Genomic DNA, 12,768 nt, shown 5'->3' on the forward strand with positions numbered 1-12,768 from the left:
GCTTGGGGCCTCCTCCGCGTGGGTGTATCCATGGCGGGTGTCCTTCTCGTACCTGCCCTTCGTCGCGCCCGGCGGTCAGGAGGGGCAGCCCTCCGCGCCCGGCAGCCTCGACCTGCTCGCCCACGACGCGCTCGAGAGCGCGCACGCCGCGCTCCGCCGCGCGGCGCTGACGCTCGAGCACGACGTCGAGCCGGTCACCGACCTGACCGGGCCCGCGCGCGCCCTGGAACGCGCCCTCGGCGCGATCTACGACGCCTTCGACGGCCGCGCCGATCGCGTCGCCGCCGTGCGCGCCGCCGCGGCGGAGGTCGACGGCGCCGCGATCGCCGTCGGCGAGGCGGCGGGGATCGAGGCGGGCCTCGCGGCGGTGGGCGAGCGGCTGCGGAGCGCGCGCGCCTGGCTCCAGCGCGCCGAGGCGCGGCTCGCCGCCGTGCCGCCGGCGCCGCCGCTCGACCCGCCGCCGATCCGGGCGAGCCGCGATCGGCCGCGGCTGCACGCGGTCCCGCGGGCGTCGCTCGTGCCGAGGATCAAGGTCCCGGAGCCTCCCCCGGCCGAGCTCGTCGCCGCGCCGCCGCCGCCGATCGCGCGGCCGAAGACGTTCGAGGAGCTCAAGGCGGCCGTCGAGGCGCTGAAGCAGCGGGCGCCCGCGCCCGGCGCGCTCCCCGCCGCGGCGGAGGCGCGGCCGCTCCCGGCGCGGCGCGACGAGCCGGCCGCGCGCCCGGCGCCGCCGGGCTTCGCGCCCGAGATCGGCGCCGCGATCGACGATCTCGCCTTCCTCCGCGCCCGCACCCGCGAGTGCTTCGAGGAGGTCGCGATGGTCGGCATGCAGCGGGCGCCGCTGCTCGGCGACCCCTTCCGCGGCGCGCTGGTCCTCGAGCGGCGCCTGCTGGCGGCCATCGACGTGATCGCGGCGATCGGGGCGCCGGCGCTCGAGCACGTGCCGCGGCTCGTGGCCGAGGCCCCGGTGAAGGATCCGAGCCTGGCCTTCGCGAGCGCGATGGTGCTCGGCTGCTTCGCCGGCCGCGACGCGCTCGCCGCGGCCGAGCTCGCGCTGCTCCGGAGCGACCGGGACAAGGCGTTCATCGAGGAGCTCGGCGCCGCCCTGAAGCTCGTCCCGCACGAGCTCCTGCCGCTCGCGCTCCGCGGCCTGCTCCGCGAGCCCGAGCCGCTGGTCCGCGCGATGGCGATCGACGTCCTCGCGTACCGCGGCCTCGCGACCGAGGACGAGCTCGTCGGGGCCGCCTCGGACGAGGCGGCCCCGGTCGCCGCGCGGGCGCTCCATCACCTCGCCTGCGGGCCGAGCCAGCGCCTGCCCGAGCTGATCCAGCGGGCCCTCGCGGCCGAGGACCCGGCGCTCCGCGAGGCCGCCTGGACGGCCATGGCGCTCTCGGACCACCCGCACGCCTCGATCGCGCTGCGCGGCGCGATGGAGGCGCCGGAGGGCGGCGACGCGGCGGCGCTCCTGCTCGCGATCGCGGGCGACGAGGCGGACGCGCGGCACCTCGTCGCGCGCGCCTTCGAGGCGCCGCGCGAAGGCCTGATCGCGGCCGTGGGCTGGACGGGCGCGGCCTCGGCGGTGCCGCTGCTCATCGACTTGCTCGAGCGCGACGTGGACAAGGCGGTGAAGCTCGCCGCGGCCTTCGCGCTGGAGCGGATCACCGGCGCCGGGATGTGGGAAGAGGTCGCGGTGGAGGACGAGGAGATCGTGGTCGCCGATCCGCCCGACCCCGATGTGGGCGAGCCCCGCGAGCTCAAGGTCGCGCAGCTGGTGAGCGACCCGCGCGATATGCCGCCGGCGCCGGCGCCCGAGCTGGTGGAGCTGCCCACGGTGGACGCCGCGCGCTGGAGGGCGTTCTGGATGGAGCGCTGCCAGGGCTGGGATCTCGGCGCGCGGTACCGGCGGGGGCGACCGTACTCGCCGGAGGTCGTGCTCGACGAGCTCGACGCGGGCCGGGTCACCCCGGCGGAGCGGCGGCACCTCCAGCGCGAGCTCATCGTCCGCACCGGGGCCTTCGTGCGCTTCGATCCGCACGATTTCGTGGTGGTGCAGGAGGAGGCCATCGCGGCGTGGCGGCCGATCGCCGCGCACGCGTCGGGCGCGCCGGGGCGCTGGACGCGGCCGCGCCGGCGCGCGGGGTGAGCGAGGCGAGGGGGCGCGCGGCGTCGCGGGGCGCCTCGCTTGTCGCGCGGGCCACGGCGGCAGGATGAACTCCAGCGCCGAGCCGCCGCGCCGCGCAGGCGGCGCGCGCTGCCGGCCTTGCCGCGCCGCGCGCCATGGAGGGAGCATGGCCCACGCTGGGCGCTGCGCCCCCGAGGGGATCATGGAGCAGGGCGGACTTCGCAAGACCGGCAGGCAGATCGTCGCGGCCGCGGCGCTCGGCGCCGCGCTTGTCGCGGCGCCTCCGGCGGGGGCCCAGACGAAGGAGGAGCTCGCGGCGGCGCGGGTGCTCTTCCAGGAGGGCGTCGCGCTCAGCGCGGCGAACAACTGCGCCGCGGCGCTCGCGAGGTTCCAGGCGGTCGCGAACGTGCGGCGCACGCCGCAGGTGCTGTTCAACATCGCCGAGTGCGAGGCGCGGCTCGGCAAGCTCGTCTCGGCGCTCGGTAACTACCGCATGGCCGCGGCCGCGGCCGCGGGCGACCCGAGGGCGAACGACGTCACCGCGAACGTCGGCGCGCGGATCGAGGATCTCGAGGCGCGCGTCCCGAGGCTCGCGATCCGCCGCGGCGCGGGGGCGCTCACCGCGACGATCCTGCTCGACGGCACCGCGCTCGGCGCCGCGGAGATGAGCGCCGACATCCCGGTCGACCCCGGGCCGCACGTGGTCGCCGCCCGGATCGGCGGCCGCGAGGTGGTGCGGGAGACGGTCACGCTCGAGGAGGGCCACGCGAAGACCGTGGAGATCACGATCGCCGAGCCGCCGGCGGCCGCTGCGCCCGCCGCGGGCGCGCCGCCGCCGGGAGCGCCGCCGGCGGCGACGGCGAGCGAGGCGCCGGCGGCGGCGCGGCCGTCGAAGGCGCCGGGCCTCGTGGCGCTCGGCGCCGGGATCGCGCTCGGCGCCGTGGGCGGCGTCTTCCTCGGCCTCCGCGCCGGCACGCTGAGCGATCTCGACGCGCTGTGCGGCGGCGACAGGAGCTGCCCTCCCTCGGCCAGGCCGATCGCCGACCGGGGCCGGCTCTACACGGGCGTGGCCGAGGCGGCGATCGGGCTCGGCGTCGCCTCCGTGGCCGCGGGCATCGTCCTGCTCGCGACGAGCAGCGGCGGCGCCGCCGAGCCGGACGCGGGCGCCGCCGCTGCCCGGGCCGCGGCGCGGCGGAGCGCCGGCGGGCGCGTCCGCCGCGCGGAGGTCGTGCCGCAGGCGCCCGGCGCCGACCTCGCGGGCCTCAGCATCGCCGGCAGGTTCTGAGGCCGCCGAGGCCGCTGCGGCCGGGTCGCCTCGGCGCCCGCGGGCCGGTCGGCGCCCTCCGGGCCGGTCAGCCTGCGCCCTGGCAGCAGAACGTCCTCGGGGCGGCGCCCCGGGCCTCTCCGGTCGCCGTCCCTCCGCTCGCCGCGCACGCGCCGCCGGTGGGCGCGCCGGGCGGCATCGCCTTGCGCCCGACGATCGTGGGGTTCCCCTCGAGGTCCTCGCACCCGCCGGTCTGCAGCTCGGTCAATGGTGTCGTGCACGTGTCGATCCGATCGTCGTCGGAGTAGAGGGTGATCGTCGTCGGGCAGGCCCCGCCCGACGGCGCCCCGCACGCGCAGTCGTCCTTGCAGCCGCGGTCGTCCTCGACGCCGGTGAAGAAGACGTGCCTCTCCGTGTACGCGCCCGGCGGGCAGGGGTTGTCGCCGTCCTTCGCGATGCAGAGCCCGCCCTCGAACGGCGCCGCCGGCCTGGGCACGCAGACCCGACCGAGGTTGCAGCCCTGACCCGGCGGCTCGGCGGCGGCGCACGCGCGGCCGAGCCGCGTCCATCGCGGGTCCTCCGTCTGGACCTGCACGGGGTTCGCCGCGCACGCGCCGCCGGTCGCGGCGATCGCGCTCGCAGAGACCGAGGCGACGCACGGACGCCCGTCCGGGCTCGCGTCGCAGCGGCCGCCCGGCATGCAGGTCGTCCCGCCGCCGAACACCCCGTCGGGGCCCTTGCAGGTGTTGGGCATCCAGCCGGGGATCTTGTCGAGCTCCCACGCGCAGACGTGCGCCGACCCGCACGGCGCGTCGCTCACCGTGATCAGGACGTCCCCCAGCGCATCGCACGCCTGCCCCTCCGCCGGGCCGCACGAGCACGTGCAGCGCGCCGGCGGCGCGGACAGGCCGCGGTTGCCGACGAACGGCTCCCCCGCGGCGAACGCGTCGGGGCAGCCCGGGTCCCTCGCGGGCTCCCCGTCGAACAGCGCGAAGTAGCCGCTCCAGCCCTCTGGCACGGCCGTCGTGCACACGAAGTCGCCGCACGCGGGGTCCGCGCAGTCGACCAGCCCGTCGCCGTCGTCGTCGTCGCCGTTCGAGCAGTCCTCCGCGCCGGCCCCGCCGCCCGCGCCGGCGCTCCCCGAGGGCTCCGGCTCATCGAAGGTGTAGTCGGGGTACAGGCACGCCGCGGGCGCGGCGAGGGCGCCCGCGGCGCCGAGCCCGATCCAGGCCGCGAGGCGCGCTCCCCGGCCGACGAGAGACGAGGTCACCGGATCACCTCCCCGACGGAGCGGCGCGGGCCCCTCCGAGGGCCGTCGCGGCTCGGCTACTTCTTGGCCGGCGCGGCCGGCTTCGCCGGGGCCGCGGGCGCAGCGCCCTTGGCCGGCGGCGCGCCCTTGGGGGGCGCCGCCTCGCCAACCTGCCCGCTATTGTACATCTGGATGGCGCGATCGGTGAGCTCGAGATCGGCGCGGTAATAGGGCGCGGCCGACTTGTCGAGGATGAGGTCGTACCCCTCCTGCGCGGCGAGGCGGCGGAGCAGGCCGAGGACCTTCTGCAGGATCGGCGTGGTCAGCTCGCTCTCCTTGCGCTGCATCTCGCGCTGGTAATCGACCATCGTCGCCTGGAGCTCGGCGGCCTGGCGCTGCCACGTCTCGAACCGGCGCTGGAGCGCGTCCTTCGGCGTCTTGCCCGCCTGGGCCTCCTTGTCGAGCTTGTCGCGCTCGTCGGCGAGCGCGCGCTGCTTCGTGTCGAGCTCGACCTGGCGGCTGTCGAACAGCTTCTTGAGCGTCGCCTGGACGCGGAGCCCTTCCTCCGTCTCCAGCATGGCGCGGCGCACGTCGACGACGGCGATCTTCGACTGCGCCAACGCGGGCGCGGACGACAGGAGCGCCGCCCCGCCCAGCGCCGCCGCGGCGATCAGCGGCAGGAGGCGCGCCGCGGGGCGCCGGCCCGCGGCACGGCGGGCAGGGGGCGCAGCACAACGGCTCGCGTCGGCCGAACGCACGGGGCTGGAGATCGTGGAGCAGCGCGCGAAGGGCCGCTCAGGAGCGTTGTTTTGCATCGGGCAAGGCCTTAGCTACCTGGTCACCCAACGTCAAGAACGTGGCGCGCCCTTCTCGCGCGCCGGAGCCGCCGCGCCGTCGCCGTGCGCCTCCTTGCCCTGCGCCGGCCCCGCGCCGCGCTGCCCCGCGGCCTCGGCGCCCGGCGCGTCGGCGCGATCCTTCCGCGAGACGGCGCTGGCGGTCTTCGTCGCGCTCCTGCCTCGCGACGGCGCTGCAGCGGCCCGATGGACGGACGCGTCCGCCGCGTGCTCCGCCGAGGCCGCGGGCAGCGAACGGCCGAGGCGCTCGCGGGCGAGCGCGATGAGCCGCCCGACGTCGTCGCTCCCGCGCAGGAACGCCTCGCGGTGGCGGGGATCGCGGAGGGCGTCGACGCGCGCGCGGAGGGCGGTGAACGCGGCGTCGAGCGCGGCGTGCGCCTCGCGCTCCTCTCCGGCCGCGAGGAGGGCCTCCACGAGCGTGAGGCGGATCGCGTCGTTCCACTCCTCGATCGGCCCGCCCTCCAGGTGGCGCGCGGCCTCCCGCGCCGCCTCGACCGCGGCCCGGAGCTCGCGCCGCGCCAGCTGGACGCGGGCGAGCGCGAAGCTCGCCATCGCCTGCAGCGCGGTCGCGTGGCGCGCGGTCTCCTCGCAGAGCCAGCGCGCGATGGAGTGGGCGGTCCCGTAATCGCCGGGCGCGCCGCGCCAGACGAGGAAGATCGCCTCGTACAGCCGGCCGGCGATCCGGAGGCGCGCGACGTGGCACTCGTCGGCGATCCGGCTCGCCTGGCGCTCGTGCGCGATGCCCTCCTCGAGGTTGCCGAGCCGCGCGTACGACATGCCGAGGTTGTGGAGCGCGAAGCCCTCGAGCGCCCGGAGCTTCCGGCTCCGCGCGCCCTGCAGCGCGCGCTCGAGCAGCGCCTGCGCCTCCTCGAACAGGCCGAGCTGGTTCAGCGCCGACCCGGTGTTCAGGCGGGCCTTGGCCGCGATGACGGCGTCGCCCTCGGCGTCGGCGTCCGCGACGAGCGACGCGCCCGCGGAGGCCGCGGCGGAGAGGTCGCCGACGTGCATCAGCGCGGCGAGGTGCGCCTCCCGGGTGTGGAGGAGCGCGGCCGTCGAGCCGCTCGCGCGCGCGACCTCGATCGCCGCCTCCGCGGCGCCGAGCGCCTCCGCGGGCCGGCTCAGGTCGACGAGGGCGCGCACGCGCGACGCGAGCAGCATCGCGCGGATCTGCGGCGAGAGCGCCGCCGCGAACTGCGGCGAGAGCGCGGAGGCGGCGCGCGCGTCCGCCTCCGCGCTCTGGCCGGCCGCGATCATGCACCGGGCCGCGAGCAGCTGCGCCTCGCCCCACAGGTCCGATCCGGGCAGCGCGAGGCGCGCGGCCTCCTCCGCCGCGTCGAGCCCCTCGGGGGCGCGGCCCAGGAGCTCGCACACCTCGCCCCGGTGGACGAGGAGCGTCGCGCGCGTCGTCCCCTCGGCCCCGCAGGCGAGCCCGCGCGTCGCGAGATCGAGCGCCGCGTCGAGCTCCGCGCCGCTCGCCACCGCGGCCCGCGCCGCCCGGGCGTAGAGCAGCGCGGCCCGCGTCTTCTCGCCGCCGGCCTCGGCGTGGCGCGCGACGAGCCCCGGGTCGACGTCGCCCGCGGACTCGAGCCACGCGGCCGCGGCGCGGTGGAGCGCGGCGCGGTCCTCCTCGAGGATCGAGGCGTACGCCGCGTCGCGCACGAGCGACTGGCGGAACGTCCACTGCGCGTGCCCCGCGACGCGCGGCGAAAGCTCGCGCGCGATGATCTCGCCCGCCTCGAGCTCGGCGAGCTCCGCGCCCACGGCGCGCTCGAGCAGCGCCTCGACGCCCGCGGTCCAGAAGACCGGGCCGAAGACGGACGCGGCGCGCAGCACCTCGCGCACCCCGCTCGACATGCGGTCGACGCGGTGCTGCACGAGCGCCTGCACGCTGAGCGGCACGTCGTCGCGCCCCTCGGCGGCGTGCCGGATGAGCTCCTCCAGGAAGAGCGCGTAGCCGCCGGCGCGCTGCACGATGGCGCCGCGCGTGGCCGGGTCGGCCTGGGGGAGCGCGGTCGCCACGAGGCGATCCGCGGCCTGCGGCGACAGCGGGGAGAGCGCGATGCGGGTCACGTTGCGCTCCTGCCACAGCGACGGGAACCGGCCCGCGAGCTCGGGGCGCGCGAAGCCGAAGACCCCGAAGCGGAGGTCGGTGCAGCCGAGCAGCCAGTCGACGAGCTCGACGGTGGTGCTGTCGGCCCAGTGCATGTCCTCGATGACCAGGATCTGCGGCGTGCTCTCGGACTTCGAGCGGAAGAACGCCTCGATCGCCATCCGCGTGCGCGACTCCATGAGCTGCGGGCTCTCGCGGGCGGCGCGGAGCGGCTCGTTGCCCTCGTTGGGGAAGGGCACGCCGGCGAGCTCCCCGATGAAGCCCGCGAGGAACCGCAGCGGGCGGGCCAGGCGCACCGCCACGTGGGCGTTCACCTTCTGCACCTGCTCGTCGAGGCGCTCGCCGTCGTGGATGCCCATGAGCGCGCGCAGGGCGCGGCCCAGGCCGGAGAGCCCCGACCCCTGGCTCATCGGATCGCCGCGGCAGAGCAGGATGACCGGCGCGTGCGGCGCCATGTCGAGGCGCTGGATCAGCTCGGCGCGGACGCGGCTCTTGCCGATGCCGGCCGGGCCGGTCACCAGCGCGGCGCGCGGGACCGCGTCCTCGGCGACGTCGCTGTAGATGCCCTGCAGCCGCGCGATCTCGTGCTCGCGCCCGATGGTCGGCGTGGGGGGGCCGAGGAGCTTGCGCGCGTCGAAGCCGGCCGCGTCCTCGTGGAGGAGCACGCCGCCGCGCGCGTCCTCCTGCACCACGAACCGCCCCTCGAGCGCCGCGGTCGCGTACCCGTCGATGCGGACGGCGCCGGGCACCGCGGACTCCAGCTGCTGCGCCGCGCGCTCGAGCGCCTCGCCGGCGAGGTTCGCGCGGCCGCGGACCGCGTGCCCGACCGCGACCGAGACCCGCGCGCCCGGCGTCGACCTGGCGACGGTCAGCGCCGCCCGCGCGGCGCGCATCGCCTCGTCGCCGCGCGAGCGCTCCACCCCGAGCACCGCGACCATCTTCCCGCTGAGGAGCGGCTCGAGCCGCGCGTCGTCGCCGAGGACCTCGCGGAGCGCGGCGTCCACCTCGGGGCGGAGCGGGCCGGCGCCGAGCTCGAAGAGCACGCACGCGACCACGCGCCGCTCGCTCGTCGCGAGGCGCACCTGCGGCCGCTCGTCGCTCGGCCCCGCGGGGCTCGCCGGGCCCGACCTGACCTCCGGCGCCGCCGCGCGGCGGATCGCCGAAGCGGACCTGTCGGTCGCCGGGGGGTCGTTGTTGAGCTCCCCGACGCGCGCGAGCGCGCGCGCCAGCTCGCCGCCGTTCTCGTACCGCACCTCGCGATCGCGGGCGACGGCGCGCGTGATCACCTCGTCGAGCGCCTCCGGCACGTCGAAGCGGATCTGCTGCGCGCGCGGCGGGTCCTCGAGCACGAGGCGGCCGAGCAGGGCGATCGCGTGCTCGGTCTCGAACACGTTCCTGCCGGTGACGAGGCGGAACAGCACGGAGCCGAGCGAGTAGACGTCGGCCCGCGCGTCCACGGGCTCGCCGCGCGCCTGCTCGGGCGCCATGAAGTGCGGGGTGCCGATGATCGTGCCGCGCTCGGTGGGGCAGTCGTCCGGGGTCGCGAGCTTGACCACGCCGAAGTCGATCAGCTTGATCGCGGTGCCCTTGCCGCGGACGAGGAAGATGTTGGAGAGCTTGAGGTCGCGGTGGACGACGCCGCGCGCGTGGATGGCCGCCATGGCGGCCGCGCTGCGCCGGACGACCTCCACCGAGTCGCGCAGGCCGAGCGGCGCGCGCCGCTGGCGCTGCCCGAGGTCCTCGCCGTCGAGCCACTCCATCGCGAAGAACAGGCGCCCGTCGAGCCAGGTGCCGTGCGCGATGTACTGGACGATGTTCGGGTGCCGCAGATCGGCGAGGATCGCGATCTCGCGCGCGAAGCGGGCGCGCTCCTGGGGCGACGCGGCGGCGCGCAGGATCTTGATCGCGACCGGGGCGCCGGTGGTCTGGTCGGTGCCCTTGAAAATATCGCCCATGCCGCCGCTTCGGCTGCGGGCTTCGATCATGAAGCGGTCGGTCGGATCGGTGAACTCCGGGAGCACCGTCAGGAAAGGCTACGCGAATTTCGCGGCTTCGTGCCAGAGAGAAGGCGCTCTGCGCCGCGGGGCGCGCGCCGGCGGGCGACCTGGGCCGACGCTCGTCGCGCGGCGCGGCGCGCGGCGCCCCGAGGGAGCGCGTCGAGGACCGGGCCGGTGGTCGAAAATTCCAGCCACGATCCGTGCCGCCGCGCCGTCCTCACCGTCATGACCTCGCCGGAAGCATCCCGCGCGCCTCCTGTGCGCCGCATGCTGCGCGCCGCATGCGCTTGCGCCGGCCGGCGCGCTCAGAACGCCGCGATCACCCCGGCGCCCACGGACGCGCTCAGATGAGGAGCCCTCAGGACGTCGACGGGGGAGCGCTGCTGAAGCCCCACGGCCGTGAGGAGCTCGAGGTGGGTCGAGAGCGAGAGCCGGTCGTTCAGCGCGAGCTCGACCCCGGTGCGGAGCCCGAGCGCCACGAACACCAGGAGCAGCCCGCTCGGGCTGCCGGGCTGCCCGGAGAGCGTCAGCACGCCGAGCTCCACGACGGTGCAGGTGGCGAGCAGGTCGTTCGTGTGGAGGCACGGGACCAGCGCGGTCGTGACGAGCATGCGGGTGTGGCCCGGCTCCTCGTCCGAGCGCCCGCCGGCGCTCGAGGCGCCCAGGCTCCAGCCCCCCTCGCTCGGGCCTGCGCTCAGCGGGAGGAACGCATCCTGGACCTCGAGACCGAAGGAGAGGCGGTCCGACCAGCGCGCCTCGCAGAACCAGGAGACGCCGCCGATCAGCTGATCGGTCAGCCCGATCTGCGCGAACACGCCGGTGCCGCCCCGGATCGCGCTCCGGCGCCCGGCGGGCTCTGTCGCGGGGAGCGGGCGCGCCGGCGGCGTGCGCGGCCGCGGCGGGGCCGGAGGCGGCGCGAGCTCGGGGGGAGGCGGCGCCGTCGCGGGGACCTGTCTGTCGCTCCCGAACGGCGTCAGCGTGAACGCGATCGAGAGCGCGACGTAGCTCGTGAGCAGCGCGCAGGCGCCGTCGCCGAGCGGAGCGCTGAAATCGCGCGGGGCGGACTCCCTGCCATCTTCGTCCCGGTATTTGAGGGTGGCGATCAGCGCCGCGCCGCGAGGCCCGATCGCCACGTCGACCCCCTCGGGCGCGTCCTCGCGGAAGGGGTCGTAGCCCGTGCGCCGCCGGACCTGCTCGCGCAGCGCGCCCTCTCCCGGGCACGACGCCGCTCGCGGATCCTCGCTGTAGTGCATCCGCAGCGTGCGGCGCGTCGGCTCCGCGGCCAGCGCGGGCGCGCTGAACAGGAGAGAGGCGAAAACAATCTTGCAGAGAGAGATGCGTGGCATTCCGGTTCGATGGCTCCGCGGATTGGCTGTTGGCGGCGGCCATTGAGAGCTCTCGAGGCATAGCGCGTCAAGAGCTCATGACGCTTCTTTGGCGCGCGATCTCGAGCCCGGCGAGCGCCACGCAGCGTGATAATCGAAGATGATGATGCGTAATGGGCTCGTTAACGTGATTTGTGAGCGGCCGAGATCCGAATCTGTGACGATTCTGGCCAGCGTACGTATTGGGCCATTGTGCGGTCCATCGAGCGAGCGTGGCTGTATTCATGGCAATCGAGGCACGCTGGCCGTAACAGCGCGCAAACGGCGTGCAAGCGGCGTGCGGCGACCGCGTGCGAACGGCGTGCGGCGACCGCGTGCGCGCGCTCCGCCGTCAGCGCGGGCCGCTCGGCCAGCGCTGCGCGGGGTCGATGTCGATGGGAGGGGGGAGAGGACGAGAGAGAGGGGAGAAGGCCGGGCGATCAGCCCGCGCCGGCGCCGGCGCCGGCGCGCGAGGCGAGCCGCGCGAGATCCTTGGGGTCGCTGACCCGGACGAGGATGACGGTGATGTTGTCGCGGCCGCCGCCCGCGTTCGCCTTCTCGATGAGCGCCTGCGATGCCTTCTCGGGATCGGGCTCGGCGAGGAGGATGTCGCGGATGGCCTCGTGCGTCGTCATCTTCGACAGGCCGTCGGAGCAGAGGAGGTAGACGTCGCCGGGGTGCGGGCGAGCGATGATCAGATCGACCTTGACCGCGGGGGAGATCCCGATCGCCCGGCTCAGGTGGTTGGCCATCGGCCCGGTGATCCCCGCGGCGCCCATCGTGTGATCGGTGGTGAGCTGCGTGAGCTCGTTGTCGCGGAGGCGATAACAGCGGCTGTCGCCCACGTGGCCGATGTAGAGGCGCTGCTTGTTGGGCGAGAACCGGGCGCTGACGAGGGTCGTGCCCATGCCGGTGAGGCTCCGCTCGGCGTGGGCGCGCTCGTAGATGGCCTGGTTCGCCCGCTGGATCGCCACGGCGAGCTCGCTGCCCCGGCGGGGGACGTCGGGGTAGGGGCTCTCGGCGTCGCTGTCCACGAACGACTCATCCCTGAACGCCCGCGCGATCGTGTCGACCGCGAGGCGGCTGGCGACGTCGCCGCCCGCGTGGCCGCCCATGCCGTCGGCCACGGCGAACAGGTAGTGCTCGTCCAGGCAGAGATAGCAGTCCTCGTTCTTCTTGCGCTTCTGGCCGGGATCCGTCTGCCCGACGGCGCTGATGAGCAGGAGCGGCGACGAGCTGGTCGGCTCGTCCACCGCCGCCTCGTCGTCGTAGATGATCGGCACGGCGGAGGGCTCCTCGCGCTCGTGCTCATCGTCGTCATCGTCGTCGTCGTCGTCGTCGCCGCCGTACGACGGGGCGCTCGGGCGCTTGATCGTGCTCTGCAGCACCTCCGGCGGCGCCAGCGTGATCAGCGTCAGGTCGTCGTCGTCGTCGAAGGCGTCATCGTCGTCGTCGTGGCGCGACGGCCCGTTCGCACGTTTCCAGTCGGCGCCCGAGACGCGCTCCGCGCGGCCGTGTCCACCCGTGGTCTTCGCGTGAGAGCTCTCGCCCGCGGGCACGCGCGCGTCTTCCTGTGCGTCGGCTGCGGCCGCTCGGCCTTCGAGATCTGCCTCCCCCTCGTCGAGGGCCTGGGCTCCTGGGCCACCGTGCGACGGCGTCATCGCCGCGCGCGGCCGTGCCCGGTCGCCGTTGTTGGAACGAAAATACCAATAGATCAGCCCGAGAAGGGCGATTCCCATGACAAGGGCGGCTGCGAGATCGGCCATGTCCCGGCGACCAACGTAGCAAAGGCGCGACGCGTCTCCGAGATC

Annotated in this window: 7 protein-coding genes; 2 read left to right on the plus strand and 5 right to left on the minus strand. The window is 75.9% G+C overall.

Features of this window, described 5'->3' with window-relative positions; translation table 11 throughout:
* The first annotated feature begins 37 nt into the window (after positions 1 to 37).
* Complete coding sequence (locus WMF20_RS18225; RefSeq protein WP_437615291.1) at positions 38 to 2,140, plus strand: hypothetical protein; 2,103 nt, start codon at positions 38 to 40, stop codon at positions 2,138 to 2,140.
* Positions 2,141 to 2,285: 145 nt separating this feature from the next.
* Entirely contained in the window at positions 2,286 to 3,404 is a 1,119-nt protein-coding gene (locus tag WMF20_RS18230) for a hypothetical protein (RefSeq protein ID WP_437615293.1), read from the plus strand.
* Positions 3,405 to 3,471: 67 nt separating this feature from the next.
* Here WMF20_RS18230 and WMF20_RS18235 read toward each other — a convergent pair whose 3' ends face one another.
* From WMF20_RS18235 to WMF20_RS18255, 5 genes are all read right to left on the minus strand, one after another.
* Positions 3,472 to 4,653: a hypothetical protein gene (locus WMF20_RS18235; RefSeq protein WP_437615295.1), complete on the minus strand. Its 1,182-nt coding sequence runs from the start codon at positions 4,651 to 4,653 to the stop codon at positions 3,472 to 3,474.
* A gap of 56 nt (positions 4,654 to 4,709) precedes the next feature.
* Positions 4,710 to 5,390: an OmpH family outer membrane protein gene (locus WMF20_RS18240; RefSeq protein ID WP_437615297.1), complete on the minus strand. Its 681-nt coding sequence runs from the start codon at positions 5,388 to 5,390 to the stop codon at positions 4,710 to 4,712.
* Positions 5,391 to 5,480: 90 nt separating this feature from the next.
* Complete coding sequence (locus tag WMF20_RS18245) at positions 5,481 to 9,617, minus strand: serine/threonine-protein kinase (protein WP_437615299.1); 4,137 nt, start codon at positions 9,615 to 9,617, stop codon at positions 5,481 to 5,483.
* 281 nt (positions 9,618 to 9,898) lie between these two features.
* Positions 9,899 to 10,939, minus strand: a complete 1,041-nt coding sequence (locus WMF20_RS18250; RefSeq protein WP_437615301.1) for a hypothetical protein — start codon at positions 10,937 to 10,939, stop codon at positions 9,899 to 9,901.
* Positions 10,940 to 11,397: 458 nt separating this feature from the next.
* The gene (locus WMF20_RS18255; RefSeq protein WP_437615303.1) at positions 11,398 to 12,696 is read right to left on the minus strand and encodes a PP2C family protein-serine/threonine phosphatase; all 1,299 of its coding nucleotides are present in this window, start codon (positions 12,694 to 12,696) and stop codon (positions 11,398 to 11,400) included.
* Positions 12,697 to 12,768 lie beyond the last annotated feature (72 nt).

The sequence above is a fragment of the Sorangium sp. So ce834 genome, from assembly GCF_051521425.1.
Taxonomy (GTDB): domain Bacteria; phylum Myxococcota_A; class Polyangia; order Polyangiales; family Polyangiaceae; genus Sorangium; species Sorangium cellulosum_D.